Genomic DNA, 15,610 nt, shown 5'->3' with positions numbered 1-15,610 from the left:
TTTGAGGATCAATTCATATTCGTAAAAGGCTTATAGCTAAATACTTATATGATCATGTTAAAATAGGAAAAAAATACTTAAATAAACGTTGAAAAGTGTTAAAGTTCGATAAAGTGTATTTTTTAACAAAAAAATAACTATACAAGAAGGTTTTTTCTTTCTTTTTGGCCTGATTTTAAGAAGTTAAATTAAATTTTGTTGTTTTAAAATTAATATAAATAAGTAGAGGATTTATGAGGAGGTAATATAAGAGTTGATTTGCAGAGTTTTTTGTAGTTCGAGTAAAATGGTATAACAAAAGCAGAATTAGAAATCTAAGGTTGTCACTTTTGTGGTTAAATTGTTTTGAGGAGTAATCACACTTTTTAATGCACTAATGTTACTATTAGTATAAAGTAGGTGTTTGCCTATTTCTGGTCCTTTGTTAAGTAAGCTATTGTTTGTTAATACTGTTTTGGTGTGCTTGGCTACCGCTGCGCCAGAATCGATAATTTTGACCGTATCAGGAAGTATTTTCTTTAATTCTGGTATAAGATAAGGGTAATGTGTGCATCCTAAGACAAGATAATCAATGTCTTGATGAACCATTGGTAAAACGTAAGAGTGCAGTAATTCCCGCATTTCATCAGAATCGATTTTACCCGTTTCTATGAGTTCTACTAAACCTGTACCAATAATTTCTATTACCTCTATGTCATGAGCGTATAAGCTAGATGTTGTGTTAAACAATGAGCTGGATAAAGTCCCTTTAGTTGCGAGTATACCAACTCTTTTCGTACGGGTGGCTATGGCAGCCGGTTTGATTGCTGGTTCTATGCCTATTATCGGTATATCGTACATAGAACGTAACGTTTTAATGGCATTCGTAGTTGCTGTATTACATGCTACGACTATTGCTTTACAGTTTAGCTCTAAAAGCTTATTTACGTTTTTAATACTTAATGAGAGAATTTCATCTTTGCTGCGTTTTCCATATGGGGCATTTTTACTATCTGCCAGATAAATTGTATTTTCATAAGGTAGTAATGATACAATTTCTCGCCAAACTGAAGTACCTCCAATTCCAGAATCAAATATGCCTATTGGCTTATTTTGCATAGTATTAGTTAGAATTATGTTTCAAAAATAAAAAAACAGCGAGATGTTCTCCCGCTGTCTAATATATTTTTTATAAAAAGGTATTTTTAGATACCTAAATCTTTCTTCACATCCGCCATAAGATCTTTACCATCTGCCATAATCACTCCTGTTCCTGTAGTAGAGTCTAATACATATTGAAATCCTTGAGCTCTTGCAACTTTTTGTATAGAAGTACGTGCTTTTTCGTAAATAGGCTTCATTAGCTCTATTTCTTTTTTCTGAAGATCCTGCAGTGCATTTGTTCTATAATCGTTTATGCTTTTTTCTGTTGTTTGTATTTCTTGCTGTCTTTTTAAGTTTTCTTCGTCGGTTTTGGTTTCTACTTCCTGAGAATACTTTTTGATAGTATTTTGTAATTCTAGTACCATGTTTCTGATTTCAGCATCATAGGTTTTGTTCAGCTTTTCGATTTCTCCTTTAGCTGCTTTAAAAGCTGGCATAGCTTCTACAAGTTCTTGAGATGCGATATGCCCCACTTTTGACTGAGCATTTACAAAACTTGAAGTTCCTATGATAAGTGCTATAGCTACTAGTAATGTTCTAAATTGTTTCATTTTGTAATCAATGTTAAATTAAATGGTGTTATAAATTCTTAAAAATTAATTTTCAGGTTCGTCTTCTTTTAAATCGTCTTTCTTTTCTTTAAGTGCGTTGATAGAATCTCTTTTTCTTTTTTGTAGCGCAAGTAATTTTGCTCTTCTTTCTTCAAATTCTTTCTTTTTTGCAGCTCGTATAGAGTCTCTTTCTGCTTTTCTAACAGCCAGAAGTTCTTCTCTGTCTGATAATCTTTTAATTGCTTCTTTTTCTCTTTCTGTTACTTCCTTTTCTTGATCTACAGACCTGTCTTCACTTCGTTCTAAAGCTTTTTTCTCTTTTTTGCTATTTAATTGTTTTCTTTTTGAAGCTCTATTTAATCTTAGTAATACTTGATCACTAATGTCAAATCTATCAGCAGAATACAACATCACCATATCTGCAGATTTGTCAAAAACAAAATCATATTTTTTGTTTTTAGCAATTTCTTGTACAGCTACAAAAACTTGATCCTGGACCGGTTGTACCAGTCTTCTTTTCTGAATGAACAAGTCGCCATTTGGACCAAATCGTTTTTGTTGATATTCTAATACTTCTTTTTCTTTGAAAAAAATATCTTCTTCTCTTTCTTCTATTAGCTCTTTTGTTAATAATACTCTTTCATTATTAAGAGCTTTACGCATTTCTTCAACCTCTTTTAATTTGGCTTCTATCTCAACTTTCCATTTTTGTACTTTGGTTTCAAGTTCGCTTGATGCCTCTTTGTACTCGGGAACGTTTTCAAGAATATACGCCATATCGATATAACCAATGCGAATACCTTTTTGAGCTTGTAGTACATTTGTTAATAATAGCCAACTGGCTGCTGCAACTAGAAAAAGACCCTTTGTTTTCATGATTTATTGTATGTATTGAAATAATCGTGCCAAAACTAAAATTGTTGTCCTATAATAAAATGGGTTTGCCATCCATGAGGGTTATTTGTACCAGGAATAGGGTCAAAACCATATCCAAAATCAATACCTAATAATCCAAATGCTGGCATAAATATACGTAAACCTGCTCCAGTAGAACGATTTAATTGAAAAGGATTGAACTTTTTGAAACTATCATAAGATGCTCCACCTTCTAAAAATCCTAACATATATATCGATGCTGCTGGTTTTAATGTTATAGGGTAACGAAGCTCTAACGAATATTTATTATAAATTGTTGCCCCATCGGCATCAAATCCTGATTGATTTGATCTACTTTGTGGGACAATTGATTGATCTGGATATCCTCTTAAAGGGATAATCTCACGTCCATCAAGGTTATTTGCACCAGGGGAAGTACCTCCTAAGAAAAATCGTTCGAATGGGATATTTCCTCGGCTATTGTTGTAAGCTCCTAGAAAACCGTATTCTGCTTTAGTTCGTAAAACAAGGGAGTGTTTACCTAATTTTGCTAAACTTGTATACCAGGTACCATCAAACTTAATTTTATAGTACTCTAACCATTTAAAACGTTCCTGATCAATTTCTCCTATTTCTCTTCCGATTTCAGCATTTCTCGCTAAATCAATCGTGTTATTTCGATCCAAATTACTCGCTTCTTCTTCTAGTGCAGCTTTATTGTCTGCAAGTTCTTTGTAATCCACACCATCAAAAAGTGAATATGGTAATGAGAATTTTGCAACGATGTTAAATTCTGATCCTCCAATAGGGAAAATAGGATTTACCGTTGTATTATTTCTATTGATTCCAATAGTGTATGCAATATCATTAGATTCACCGTTACCAAATGTAAATAGTCTAGTGTTGTAGTTTTTAAGGTTGTAGTGTCTTATACTTACTGCTTGGGATAATGTAAAGTAGTTATCAGGCCAATTAAGTCGTTTAGCAATACCGATAGACCCTCCTGTGATTAAAAACTTACTATCTCTATTTACATCACGGGTTCTGTTATTGAATAAAAATTGTACAGTATGAGAAAAAGAAGTTGATAATTGATAGGGTCTTTTTCCTCCTAACCAAGGTTCTACAAATGAAAGGCTATAGGTTCTAAAGAATCTACTGGCCTGAGCTCTTACACGAAGTGTTTGGCCATCACCCATCGGTAAAGGGCTATATGATTCTTTATTAAAAATGTTGCGTATAGAGAAGTTGCTAAAAGCTAGTCCCAGTGTTCCTACAAAACCACCACCACCAAAACCTCCTTGAAGTTCTATCTGGCTAGATCCTTTTTCTACTACCGGGTAATTGATGTCAATTGTACCTTCTTGAGGATTTGCGTTTTGAAATTGTGGCTCTAATGATTCAGGATCAAAAAAACCTAATTGTCCTATTTCTCGAACCGTTCTAACTACCAGGTCTTTACTGTATCTTTGCCCTGGTTTTGTTCTTAATGTTCTATATATTACATGGTCATTTGTTTTATCATTTCCTGTTACTGTAATATGGTCGAAATAGGTAAGTTTCCCTTCTCGAACTCTTATTTCAAAATCTATAGTATCATTATATACTCTTGTTTCTACAGGATCAATAGATGAAAATAGGTATCCATTGTTTTGATATAGATTGGTAAGGTCATTGGCATCTGGTTTAGTGTTGTCTGCAATTTGTTTTTCTAAGAGAACACTATTGTATACATCTCCTTTTTTAATAACTAGTTGTCTTGCCAATTGTCGATCGGTATATACACTGTTTCCTAAAAAAGTGATGTTACCAAAGTAATGTTTATTACCTTCTTCTACCGTCAAGTTTAAAGATACACTTTTATCATCCTCAACAATTAATGTGTCAGAGATGACACGCGCATCTCGATATCCTTTTTCTTTATATTTTGTAACAATGCTCTCTTTATCTTCTAGATAAGCTGATTTGATATATTTTGATCTTTTCCAGAATCTTAAAGGCTTTTTTTGCTTCGTGTTTTTCATGGCTTTGCGAACCTTCGCATCAGAAAGCTGTTCATTTCCTTCAATATTAATTCTGTCAACCTTTACTTTTTCTCCTTTATCTATTAGAATAACCATGTTTACTTTGTTAGTAACCACAGTATCTTTTACAGGAGTAGCATTAATTACCACCTTGGTGTTAAGAAAGCCATCTTTTTTGTATTTGTTCGTAATAAAGTTACGAGTTGTAGTAGTAAGGTTCTCAGTTACTTTTACACCTTTGGTAAGACCATTGTCCTTAATTAATTCTTCAGCCTTACGTTTTTTTACACCTTCTATCCGTATTTCGTTCAATTCTGAAACCTCCTGAATGTTGATCTCTATGTCAGCAACCTCTCCTTCTATATTGGTAATGTAAAAATTAATATCGCTAAATAATTCCAGGTCCCATAATTTCTTGATGACTTTACTTATTTTGTCACCAGGCAGAAAAATACGTTCCCCTTTTCGTAATCCGGTAAAAGTAATTACAGTATTCTCATTATAAGTAGTGGTACCGGTTACTTTGATGTCTCCAATAATGTATTCTTTCCCGTTAGTACCTGGTAAGTTCTGTGCAGAAATTGATGATGCTATTAATAAGGCGAATATCGTAATGTACGAGGTAAGTAATTGTTTTGTCATTTCTTTAACTGAGCTGCTCACTAGTTTTTCCAAATCTTCTTTCTCTTTTTTGATAATTGTATATGGCTTCGAATAAATCATTTCTTTTAAAGTCGGGCCATAAAATTTCTGTAAAATATAATTCTGCATACGCAATCTGCCATAATAAGAAATTACTAATACGTTGTTCTCCACTGGTACGTATCAATAAATCTACATCAGGCATATCTTTTGTATACAAATGCTCATTAATGACTGATTCATTTATAAGGTGTGGCGAAATTACACCATTTTTAACTTTAATACTTATTTCTTGAACAGTTTTTGCAATCTCTTCTCTACTACCATAGCTAAGAGCTAAGGTTAGTGTCATTTGAGTATTGGTTTTGGTTTTGTCAATAACCTCTGTTAATTCTTCTCTGGCTTTTGAAGGAAGGGATTGTAAGTTACCTATGGCATTTAGCTTAATGTCATTGTCCTGAAGTGTTTTGATTTCTTTTTTTAAAGAGCTTACCAGGAGTTTCATCAAAGTATCTACCTCTAGTTTTGGTCGATTCCAGTTTTCTGTAGAAAAAGCATAGAGTGTTAAGTATTTCACACCTATTTCTACACTGCCTTCTACGGTTTCACGAACAGATTTTGTCCCGTTTTCATGACCTGCAGCTCTAAATAAACCTTTTTTTTTGGCCCATCGTCCATTACCGTCCATGATAATGGCAATATGTTGGGGGATATTAGAATTTAGTTGTTCTTTATCAATCATTGTTTAAAAAGTACAATAACACGGAGTTCTTCCCCATGTGTACGAAAATGTTATTCCTGTGAAAAAATACCAGTCGTTATTATTTAAATTACCAAACCCTGTACCAACTCTTGGGTCTGGGTCACTACCATCCAGATTATCTGTAAATGTATACCTGGCACCAATTTCTGCACCAAGAACAAATTTTCTTCCTACTGTTTTTTTGATACCTAAAACCATCGGGATCGCAAAACTCCATTTATCTGCATATGAGTTTATCTCATTATTAGCGTCAATTGCTTGTGCTCCATAGTTTAAAGTAGTAAAACCAGTATATAAATATGGGGTAAATTGTGGTTTTCCGTCGTAAAGATACCAATCCCAGAAATTAAATTCCATTCCTACAGATACTTCTTTTACAGAATTTTTAAAACTTAAGCCTCTGGATGTGCGTCGCTCATCACCCCAGGCATCATCTGCATTAAGATTTGCGAATAAAAAAGAAGCTCTAAATGCATGGCGTTTGCTTCGGTTCCATTTTCCTATGGCTCCAAATGCAAAAGCATTAGGTGAAATGTATTGGGTAGATCCAACATCTCCTACATAATTTGACCCTCCCAACATCAAACCGACTTCATACGTTTGTGAAGTGATTGACTGAGTAAAAAATAGTACAATTAAAAATGATGCTAAGTATCTCATAGATTTTCAAAAGTTTGCAAATATAACAATTAACTTTAGTACACAAGAATTTGAGTAAAATAGTATGAATAAAAAACACTTTTTAGCATGTTTTATTGTTCAATTACGTTTATCTTCTCCCCAAAGCATCTTTTTTCTAAGGGTTTTTAGAAAGCTATTATCCTGTAAAATGACCATATTAATTTTAAAAGAAGCCTTTTTTATTACTACGGTAGTTTCATTAGGTAGTGTGTGTATTCGTGAATCCAATGATACCAAATAAGAATTCTCCCTACCAGAGACTTTTAATTCTATTTTTTGGTTGTCTGATATCACAAGAGGTCGTACATTGAGGTTGTGAGGAGCAATAGGAGTAAGAATCATATTTTGTGAATCAGGCATCATTACTGGTCCACCACAACTTAAAGAATATCCTGTAGAGCCTGTAGGAGTGGATACAATTAATCCATCGGCCCAATAAGTGGTAAGAAACTCGTCATTAAGATTGGTGTCTACAGAAATCATAGAAGTTGTATTTCTTCTACTTACTGCTACTTCGTTTAATGCAAAGTTTAGTACTCCAAACTCTCCCGTTGGTGGTGCCGTCTCGACAGTAATCAAACTTCTGGATGAGATGTAATATTTTTTATTTAATATTAGCGATATGCTATCTTTTATTTCTTCCTTTTGAATGGTTGCTAAAAAACCAAGCCTTCCTGTATTGATTCCAGCAATTGGGATTCCTAAATCTCTTACATAAGTAATTGTTTTTAGAATGGTACCATCTCCTCCAATACTGAAAAAAAGATCATAGGATGTGTCTAGTTCTTCAAAAGTGCTAAAGTGTGAATAAATCTTATCAATTTGATCATGTAAATGAATCAACTCTAAAAATTTCTTTTCAATGACAACTTCAACACCATTTTCGTCTAGTGTCTCTAGAAGTTGTTGGATATAAACTTCTGAGTTTTTGTGATAAAATTGGCCATATATACCTATTTTCATTAGTTGCTTGTGTTAAGTGAATCGTGGTTTATGTGCGCTATATGTTTAGGTATTTTGCTAGGTATTGTGATCTTTCTTTTAAATTTGTCAAGAAGGAGTCATCATGATGTTTAGAAACAATATTATAGCTATATCTTCTAAATGTTTGAACTATATTATTGATGTCACTATCATTTATTTTTAAAGTGATTTGAGCTACATCATTCTCCATGTTTGATATGAATAATCCTAGTACTTTGGCATTGTTAGATTCTACAATTTGAGATATTTCACTAAAAGAATAATCCTGAATGCCTTTTTCTACAATTAGAATATTACCAGGTTCACTTAAGAAAGGAGTTTCATTAAAAAGGGTAATAATATCGCCAAGCTCGAAAAAACCTAAATAATTGTTATTATCATCTAGTACGGGCATGATGTTAGAATTGTTTTTTGCAAAAGATTCAAGAATATCTAGCCAATTCGTATCTTTTCTAACAAAAAAACCTTCTAATGAATATTGGTATTCACCCAATAACTTATCAGCTTCAAAGCATCTAATATCGGTTTCGGATATACATCCTAAAAAAACATTTTCCTTGATAACCGGGAAATGAGTGTAAGTCAATTCATTAAACAGCAATTGAGCTTCCGAAACTTTAACGGATACATCAAAAGGTTCTATTTCATTAACAATATATAAACTTGTTTTCATAACTTTATAGGGACTATCTTATGCAAAATAATCAAAAAATATACAATCGAGGCGTTCTCAACTTCGTATTTTTGCTTTTTTAGTTAAAGACATCAAAAACTATGACAAAATTAAGTGTTAATGTTAATAAAATAGCAACATTACGTAATTCAAGAGGAGGAAATACTCCTAATTTGATTCAAGTAGTCAAAGATATACAGCGTTTTGGTGGTCAGGGAATCACAATTCACCCAAGGCCAGATGAAAGACATATACGATACCAGGATGCTCACGATCTTAAACCTATTGTTAATACAGAGTATAATATAGAAGGAAATCCAATTCCAAAGTTTATAGAGTTGGTTTTGGAGGTAAAGCCTACGCAAGTCACTTTGGTGCCCGATGCAGAAGATGCAATTACTAGTAACGCTGGATGGGATACTAAGAAGCATACCGATTTTCTGAAAGATGTAATTGCCGAGTTTAAGCGTAATGATATTAGGACTTCTATATTTGTTGATCCCGTCCCCGAAATGATAGAAGGAGCAGCTTTGACAGGAACTGATAGGATAGAGTTGTATACCGAGGACTTTGCATCAGAATTTGCAAAAGGAAATAAAGAAGCTGTAAAACCATACGCATCTTGTGCTCAAATTGCTAACGAATTGAACTTAGGGGTGAATGCTGGACATGACCTGTCTCTGGATAATATTGCTTTTTTTAAAGAAAATATTCCGGATTTACTAGAAGTGTCTATTGGACATGCTTTGATTAGCGAATCTCTGTATCTAGGTATAGAAAATGTGGTGAATATGTATCTACACAGACTTAAATAATTTGTTTTTATGAAGTTGTATGCAAATGTTTTTGGACAAGGGAAATCTTTTTTAATTCTTCATGGCTTTCTAGGGATGGGAGATAACTGGAAAACATTAGGAAAAAAAATTGCAGAAAAGGGTTTTCAGGTGCATTTGATAGATCAGAGAAATCATGGTAGAAGCCCACATAATGATGAGTTTAGCTACGAATTGATGGCTAAGGATCTAAAGATTTATTGTGAAGAAAATAATTTAAACAATGTCATTTTATTAGGGCATTCGATGGGAGGTAAGACAGCAATGCTTTTTGCAGTAAAATTTCCAGAGTTACTGGATAAACTATTAGTTGCTGATATAGGTCCCAAATATTATCCACTGCACCATCAGGATATTTTAGATGGTTTAGGATCATTAGATTTTGAAACTCTTGATTCTAGAGGTGCTGTGGACAAAGAACTGGAGAAATACGTGCCGGATTCTGGAGTACGAATGTTTCTTCTGAAAAATTTGTATTGGAAAAACAAAGGAGCACTCGGATTAAGGCTTAATCTTAAATCCCTGGTAGAAAATGCACATGAAATAGGAGTCGCATTGCCAGAAGCATATAGTTATCAAGGAACGACTCTTTTTCTGAAAGGAGAACGCTCTAATTATATTGAGGAAGATGATATAGTAAAGGTAAAAAAACAGTTTGTGAATTCGACGTTTAGGGAAATTTCTGGAGCCGGACATTGGCTACATGCAGAAAACCCAACAGACTTTTTAACCGAGGTATTAGGATTTGTGAAAAATTAAACAAAATGCTATGTGTGCATAATATTTTACTCATTTAGGTTGGATAATTCGTATTTTCCATTATTTTTGGTAAAACAATCTTTTCATAAACCCTAAAATAATAAAAATCAATTCTAAATATATTATGAGAAAACTATTATTATTAGTTGTATTCATCTCTGTGGCGACAGTCACTTATGCAGGTGGATATAGAGTAAGTATTCAAGGACAAAGAGCATTGGCAATGGGGCATACAGGTGTTGCCGTAGTTGACAATGCAGAGCTGGTATTTTTTAATCCGGCTGGTCTTGTTTACTTAGAAAATAAATTAAACGTAAGTGTTGGTGTAAGTGCTGTTTTTACAGATGTGATTTATCAAAATGAAACATTTGGTACTTCTGCTCAAACGGATAGTTCTGTAGGAACTCCTCTTAATTTATATGGATCTTATAAAGTAAATGATTGGATGTCTGTTGGATTGGGTGTGTATACTCCTTACGGAAGTGAAGTGGCTTGGCCAACAGATTGGGCAGGGTCACATTTGGTAAATAGTATTGAATTAGCGGCTATATATGTACAGCCTGTGGTATCTTTTAAGCTCTCTGAATTTTTTAGTATTGGTGGAGGACCAATTTATGCAACTGGTTCTGTGAAATTTAATCGTAATGCAAGTAGAACAACAACAGATATAGAAGGAAATAGATCAAATGTGGCAATTGAAGATTCTGGAGTAAGTAATTGGGGGTGGAGTATTGGTGCCATGCTTAATCCAACCAAAGATTTGCATATAGGGTTTAATTATAGAAGTAAAATTCTTATTGAATCAGAAGACGGAGAGGCAACTTTTACAAACTTTTCAGATTCTCCAGCAGTTCCTGCAAATGGAACAGATGGCTTTAGAGCAGAATTACCTTTACCAGCAGAGTTAACGTTGGGAGCCTCGTATACCTATAAAAAATGGGTGTTTGCATTTGATTTTAATAGACAGTTCTGGGATGTGTACGAATCTTTAGATATTGATTTTTCTAGCCCAAGAAATACTGATTCTAACAATCCTCGTAATTATAAAAACTCTACTGTATATCGTTTAGGATTGCAGTATCAAGTGGCAGATAAGGTTACGTTGAGAGCAGGATATTATCGTGATGAAACTCCGGTTCAAGCTGGGTACTTTGCTCCAGAAACCCCAAGAAACGATTCAGACGGTTTTACAGGAGGACTTAGTTATGCGATTACATCAAAATTAGCAGTCGATGCTTCATTTATATATGTGAGGTTTAACGAAATTAATGCTTCGTATGATTTTGGAACAAATGCAACAGGAGGTACAGAAGTATTCGGAGGAACATATAAATCAAGCGCATTTGCGCCGGGACTAGGTTTAACTTATAAAATGTAATAGCGATGATGAAGAAAAATATAAAATATTTAGCAGTACTAGCATTAGGATTAATAGCATGTGAACCAGAATTTGATAATCCAATTGACGAATCCGGAGTATATAAAAGTGGAGAAGCCGATTTTAGTAAATATATTGCTTTAGGAAACTCTCTAACTGCAGGGTTTGCAGATGGGGCATTATATATTACAGGTCAGGAAAATTCGTATCCAAATATCTTATCTAAACAATTTGCATTTGCAGGTGGGGGAGATTTTACCCAGCCATTGATGGCAGATAATGCGGGAGGTTTGTTGTTAAATGGAAATGCAATTACTGATTTAGCAGGGGTTAATCAATTTCCTAATAGGCGTGTATTAGTATTTAATGAAGATGGAACACCGTTAGGACCCGAAATTTATACAGGAGCAAGTGCAACTACAGAAGTTTCAAACAATATAGGAAGCTCTTTTAATAATATGGGAGTGCCGGGAGCCAAGAGTTATCATTTAGTAGCTCCTGGTTATGGTAATGTTGCTGGTATTGCAACCGGAGCAGCTAATCCTTATTTTGCTAGGTTTGCGTCTTCTGCAACTGCTAATGTTCTAAACGATGCGGTCGTTCAAAACCCAACATTTTTTAGTCTGTGGATTGGGAATAACGATATTTTGAGTTATGCAACTTCTGGAGGAGTAGGAGAGGATCGTAATACAGCTGCTGATATGGGTATTGAGGCGCATGGCTCAAATGATATTACCAATTCCAATGTTTTTGCAGGAGTTTATACTCAATTGGTCGACGGGTTAATGGCTAATGGTGCCAAAGGGGTTTTATTAAGTTTACCAAGCGTAACTTCTATACCGTTTTTTACAACAGTGCCTTATGCTCCATTAAGCCCTTTGGATGCTAGTTTTGGACCTCAAATCCCTACATTGAATGAAACGTACGCCGGATTAAATTTAGCATTTGCAGGGATTGGTGTGCCAGAAAGAGCTATAGAGTTTTCTACAACAGGAGCAAGTGCAGTAGTGATAAAAGATGAATCGTTAGAAGATAAAACAGCCCAATTAACGGCGGCGTTAACACCACTTTTGGGAGCTGTGCAAGCAGGTCTTTTTGGTGCTCAATATGGTCAGGCTAGACAAGCGACCGCAGAAGATTTGCTAGTATTAACGAGTTCAAGTATTATAGGTCAGATAAACGAAGAAAGATTTGCCGAATTGGTAGGTTTGGGATTGTCGCAAGAAGATGCTGGAGAGTTATCTGTTAATGGAGTAACATTTCCTTTAGAAGATAAGTGGGTGTTGACTCCAGATGAGCAAACCGCTATAGAGAATGCTCGTACGGCTTATAATGAAACAATTAAAGGATTGACGATAGCAAATGGCCTTGCGTATTACGACGCTGCAGCTGGTTTGGCACAAGCAGCAAATGGTGGTATTCCTATAGATGGAGGGATTGTGACTTCAGAATTTGTGAGTGGAGGAGGATTTTCTTTAGATGGAGTGCATCCAACACCGCGTGGACATGCGATTATTACAAATGGAGTAATCGAGGCAATAGAAAAAACTTATGGAGCTAGTTTGCCAAGTGTTAATCCAAGTTCATTTGGAACAGTGACCCTTAGTAACGACGTAAATTAATATGAAGTCGCAAATAAAAATTAATTCGACTAGATTAATGGATATAGTATAAATGTAAACCTGCTGTTTTTTTTCAGCAGGTTTTTTTTAATTCAATAATTATGAATTTTTTAATTAAACTTATTTTAAGTGCTCTGGCAGTACTCGTATTGTCAAAAATTCTTCCTGGGGTAGGGGTAGATAATTATGTAAGTGCTATTGTAGTAGCTGTTGTTTTGGCAATTCTAAACGGAATCGTTAAACCTTTATTAGTGATTTTGACGTTTCCTGTAACCGTGGTTACTTTAGGATTGTTTCTTCTGGTTATTAATGCAGCTATTATTTTATTGGCCGATTATTTTGTGGCAGGATTTAGTGTGAATGGTTGGTTATGGGCACTGATTTTTAGTGTTTTGTTGTCCGTATTTCAGTCGATACTATATTCAATTTTAAAGAAAGATAAGGCATAATGTAATGGTTGCTGTTTTTCAGAGAGTTAAAAATTTGTTGTGATGTAAAAAAGTGTTACTTTTGCAACCCAATTTTTAGTAGTAAACGTAGAGATAATGAATATTTCAAAAGAGCAATTAGACGAATTAAATGCAGTAGTAACCGTAGATATCACTAAAGACGATTATAGTGATAAGGTGGAAAAAATCCTTAAAGACTACCGTAAAAATGCTAATATTCCTGGTTTTAGAAAAGGCCACGTTCCTATGGGACTTGTCAAAAAACAGTATGGAAAAGCAGTTTTGGTAGATGAGGTAAATAAACTATTGCAAGATGCATTGAATAAATATCTCACAGAAGAGAAACTTGACGTTTTAGGGAATCCTTTGCCTAAGGAAAAAGAAGATTTTGACTGGGATGCAGAAAATTATTCTTTCGAGTTTGAATTAGGTCTTGCTCCAAAATTTGAAGTAAATCTTAGCGGTAAAAAAGCAATTACACATTATAAGATAGTTGCTACAGAAGAAATGATAGAGAATCAAGTAAAAACTATACAAAAGCAGTATGGTAAATTGATCTCTAAAGAGGTTGCAGAAAAAGGTGATTTAGTGGCTGGTACTTTTACTAGTGAAGAAAAAGAAATTGATAATGCTTTTACCCTTGAATTAGATAAAATAAAAGGGAAGAGGAATCTTGATAAGTTCGTTGGAGCAAAAGTAGGAGATGCGATCAAGTTAAAATCAAAAGGATTGTTTAATGAAGACCAAGATTTGGTTAGTGCATTAAAGATAGAAAACGAGGAAGCTCAGAATTTGGATATCGAACTTACTTTTACTGTTTCAGAAATAAATACACAAGAACTTGCGGATTTAGATCAGGAGTTGTTTGATAAGTTATATGGTCCTGGTGTTATTAAAACGGTTAGCGAGCTAAAAGAAAAAATAAAGACAGATGCAGAGCGTCAATTCGAGCAACAATCAGAACAGCAGTTGCTTAATGATATTACAGAAAGTTTGTTGGAGAATACAAAGTTTGATCTTCCGATAGAGTTTTTGAAAAGATGGATTCGCGCTACAGGTGAACAACCTATAACAGAAGATGAAGCAAAAGATGAATTTGAAAAGAGTGAAAAAGGATTGCGTTATCAATTAATTGAAGGAAAGATAATTAATGATAATAATCTTCAGGTAACTTTTGAAGAATTAAAAGAGTTTGCTAAAGAACTAATTAAGGGGCAAATGGCTCAATTTGGTCAAAACTCGCCAGAAGATAAGGAGTTAGAGGATATTGCGGCTAGAATTTTGTCGAATCAAGATGAGGTAAAAAGAATTTCTGAGCAATTGATGAGCAAGAAATTGCTAGGTTATTATAAAGAAAATGCCAAGTTAAAGGAGAAAGAAGTTAATTTCGAAGATTTTATAAAAGAGGTTTACAAATAAGAAATGTAATATTCTACTAAGGAATTTATACTTATATTTAGGGCGTTAAACTATTTTTAGATTAACGCCTTTTTTATCAATAAAAATTCAGAAAATAGAAATAATGGATTACACAAAAGAATTCGAAAAATACGCTACAAAACATCACGGTATTAATAGCAATTATTATAATCAAATAATAAGCAGTATGTATCCCGTGGGGATGACTCCTAATATTATTGAGGAACGCCAGATGAATATTGCTATTTTTGATGTTTTTTCTCGACTGATGATGGATCGTATCATCTTTTTAGGGACAGGAATTAATGATCAGGTAGCAAATATTGTTCAGGCACAATTATTATTTTTAGAAAGTGTAGATTCGTCAAAAGATATTCAGATATATATTAACTCACCAGGAGGTAGTGTATACGCAGGACTTGGTATATATGATACCATGCAGTTTATAAAGCCTGAAGTTGCGACAATTTGTACAGGAATGGCAGCATCTATGGGAGCTGTTTTGTTATGTGCTGGACAGAGCGGAAAACGTTCTGGTTTGCCACATAGCCGTGTGATGATTCACCAACCATTAGGAGGTGCTCAAGGACAAGCAAGTGATATAGAGATTACAGCTAGAGAAATTCTTATCTTGAAAGAAGAATTGTACAAAATCATTGCAAAACATTCTGGACAAACCTATGATAAGGTTTATGAAGATAGTGATAGAGATTATTGGATGAAGGCAGATAAAGCATTAGAGTACGGGATGATTGATGAGATTTTAACCAGAGAATAAGAAAGTAATTTCTGGAGTACTGGTTTTATTTTTAT

General features: G+C 34.1%; 15 protein-coding genes. 7 read left to right on the top strand and 8 right to left on the bottom strand.

The window, feature by feature from the left end; all coding sequences use genetic code 11:
- Positions 1–306: 306 nt before the first annotated feature.
- From murI to ABW636_RS01745, 8 genes are all read right to left on the bottom strand, one after another.
- Positions 307–1,098 carry a glutamate racemase gene (gene murI, locus ABW636_RS01780; protein WP_367588234.1) on the bottom strand — a complete coding sequence of 264 codons (792 nt, stop codon included), beginning with the start codon at positions 1,096–1,098 and terminating at the stop codon, positions 307–309.
- Between the two features lie 86 nt (positions 1,099–1,184).
- Positions 1,185–1,694: an OmpH/Skp family outer membrane protein gene (locus ABW636_RS01775; protein ID WP_367588233.1), complete on the bottom strand. Its 510-nt coding sequence runs from the start codon at positions 1,692–1,694 to the stop codon at positions 1,185–1,187.
- A 45-nt stretch (positions 1,695–1,739) separates the two neighbouring features.
- Positions 1,740–2,570: an OmpH/Skp family outer membrane protein gene (locus ABW636_RS01770; RefSeq protein ID WP_367588232.1), complete on the bottom strand. Its 831-nt coding sequence runs from the start codon at positions 2,568–2,570 to the stop codon at positions 1,740–1,742.
- Positions 2,571–2,605: 35 nt separating this feature from the next.
- A complete protein-coding gene (locus ABW636_RS01765) occupies positions 2,606–5,236 on the bottom strand; it encodes a BamA/OMP85 family outer membrane protein (RefSeq protein ID WP_367588231.1) in 2,631 nt (876 codons plus the stop codon).
- Between the two features lie 4 nt (positions 5,237–5,240).
- A complete protein-coding gene (gene uppS / locus ABW636_RS01760; RefSeq protein WP_367588230.1) occupies positions 5,241–5,978 on the bottom strand; it encodes an undecaprenyl pyrophosphate synthase in 738 nt (245 codons plus the stop codon).
- A gap of 3 nt (positions 5,979–5,981) precedes the next feature.
- Complete coding sequence (gene porG, locus ABW636_RS01755) at positions 5,982–6,659, bottom strand: type IX secretion system protein PorG (protein ID WP_367588229.1); 678 nt, start codon at positions 6,657–6,659, stop codon at positions 5,982–5,984.
- Between the two features lie 99 nt (positions 6,660–6,758).
- Positions 6,759–7,643, bottom strand: a complete 885-nt coding sequence (locus tag ABW636_RS01750) for an NAD kinase (protein ID WP_367588228.1) — start codon at positions 7,641–7,643, stop codon at positions 6,759–6,761.
- A 37-nt stretch (positions 7,644–7,680) separates the two neighbouring features.
- On the bottom strand, positions 7,681–8,337 hold the full coding sequence (locus ABW636_RS01745) for a CBS domain-containing protein (RefSeq protein ID WP_367588227.1): 657 nt from the start codon (positions 8,335–8,337) through the stop codon (positions 7,681–7,683).
- A gap of 101 nt (positions 8,338–8,438) precedes the next feature.
- Between ABW636_RS01745 and ABW636_RS01740 the strand changes: the two genes are divergently transcribed.
- The 7 genes from ABW636_RS01740 to clpP all read left to right on the top strand — a co-directional run bounded on the left by ABW636_RS01740 (position 8,439) and on the right by clpP (position 15,575).
- Positions 8,439–9,152, top strand: coding sequence for a pyridoxine 5'-phosphate synthase (locus tag ABW636_RS01740; RefSeq protein ID WP_367588226.1), 714 nt, complete (start codon positions 8,439–8,441; stop codon positions 9,150–9,152).
- Between the two features lie 9 nt (positions 9,153–9,161).
- Positions 9,162–9,929, top strand: a complete 768-nt coding sequence (locus ABW636_RS01735) for an alpha/beta fold hydrolase (RefSeq protein WP_367588225.1) — start codon at positions 9,162–9,164, stop codon at positions 9,927–9,929.
- Between the two features lie 124 nt (positions 9,930–10,053).
- Entirely contained in the window at positions 10,054–11,307 is a 1,254-nt protein-coding gene (locus tag ABW636_RS01730; RefSeq protein WP_367588224.1) for an OmpP1/FadL family transporter, read from the top strand.
- 5 nt (positions 11,308–11,312) lie between these two features.
- Complete coding sequence (locus ABW636_RS01725; RefSeq protein ID WP_367588223.1) at positions 11,313–12,929, top strand: G-D-S-L family lipolytic protein; 1,617 nt, start codon at positions 11,313–11,315, stop codon at positions 12,927–12,929.
- Between the two features lie 101 nt (positions 12,930–13,030).
- Complete coding sequence (locus ABW636_RS01720) at positions 13,031–13,378, top strand: phage holin family protein (RefSeq protein ID WP_367588222.1); 348 nt, start codon at positions 13,031–13,033, stop codon at positions 13,376–13,378.
- A 96-nt stretch (positions 13,379–13,474) separates the two neighbouring features.
- A complete protein-coding gene (gene tig / locus ABW636_RS01715; protein WP_367588221.1) occupies positions 13,475–14,797 on the top strand; it encodes a trigger factor in 1,323 nt (440 codons plus the stop codon).
- 103 nt (positions 14,798–14,900) lie between these two features.
- Complete coding sequence (gene clpP, locus ABW636_RS01710) at positions 14,901–15,575, top strand: ATP-dependent Clp endopeptidase proteolytic subunit ClpP (protein WP_367588220.1); 675 nt, start codon at positions 14,901–14,903, stop codon at positions 15,573–15,575.
- The last annotated feature ends 35 nt before the right edge of the window (positions 15,576–15,610 follow it).

The organism is Aquimarina discodermiae (genome assembly GCF_040786235.1).
In the GTDB taxonomy this organism is placed as follows: domain Bacteria; phylum Bacteroidota; class Bacteroidia; order Flavobacteriales; family Flavobacteriaceae; genus Aquimarina.
The sequence above is the reverse complement of the archived record's forward strand: the minus strand, read 5'-3'. Positions and strand labels throughout refer to the sequence as shown.

What these genes read in the sequence shown, in the direction of transcription:
- ABW636_RS01725 (WP_367588223.1), top strand. Translation starts at nt 11,313, where the DNA reads ATGATGAAGAAAAATATAAAATATTTAGCAGTACTAGCATTAGGATTA.
- ABW636_RS01735 (WP_367588225.1), top strand. Translation starts at nt 9,162, where the DNA reads ATGAAGTTGTATGCAAATGTTTTTGGACAAGGGAAATCTTTTTTAATT.
- murI (WP_367588234.1), bottom strand. Translation starts at nt 1,098, where the DNA reads ATGCAAAATAAGCCAATAGGCATATTTGATTCTGGAATTGGAGGTACT.
- uppS (WP_367588230.1), bottom strand. Translation starts at nt 5,978, where the DNA reads ATGATTGATAAAGAACAACTAAATTCTAATATCCCCCAACATATTGCC.
- ABW636_RS01775 (WP_367588233.1), bottom strand. Translation starts at nt 1,694, where the DNA reads ATGAAACAATTTAGAACATTACTAGTAGCTATAGCACTTATCATAGGA.
- clpP (WP_367588220.1), top strand. Translation starts at nt 14,901, where the DNA reads ATGGATTACACAAAAGAATTCGAAAAATACGCTACAAAACATCACGGT.
- ABW636_RS01720 (WP_367588222.1), top strand. Translation starts at nt 13,031, where the DNA reads ATGAATTTTTTAATTAAACTTATTTTAAGTGCTCTGGCAGTACTCGTA.
- ABW636_RS01770 (WP_367588232.1), bottom strand. Translation starts at nt 2,570, where the DNA reads ATGAAAACAAAGGGTCTTTTTCTAGTTGCAGCAGCCAGTTGGCTATTA.
- porG (WP_367588229.1), bottom strand. Translation starts at nt 6,659, where the DNA reads ATGAGATACTTAGCATCATTTTTAATTGTACTATTTTTTACTCAGTCA.
- tig (WP_367588221.1), top strand. Translation starts at nt 13,475, where the DNA reads ATGAATATTTCAAAAGAGCAATTAGACGAATTAAATGCAGTAGTAACC.
- ABW636_RS01745 (WP_367588227.1), bottom strand. Translation starts at nt 8,337, where the DNA reads ATGAAAACAAGTTTATATATTGTTAATGAAATAGAACCTTTTGATGTA.
- ABW636_RS01750 (WP_367588228.1), bottom strand. Translation starts at nt 7,643, where the DNA reads ATGAAAATAGGTATATATGGCCAATTTTATCACAAAAACTCAGAAGTT.
- ABW636_RS01740 (WP_367588226.1), top strand. Translation starts at nt 8,439, where the DNA reads ATGACAAAATTAAGTGTTAATGTTAATAAAATAGCAACATTACGTAAT.
- ABW636_RS01730 (WP_367588224.1), top strand. Translation starts at nt 10,054, where the DNA reads ATGAGAAAACTATTATTATTAGTTGTATTCATCTCTGTGGCGACAGTC.
- ABW636_RS01765 (WP_367588231.1), bottom strand. Translation starts at nt 5,236, where the DNA reads ATGACAAAACAATTACTTACCTCGTACATTACGATATTCGCCTTATTA.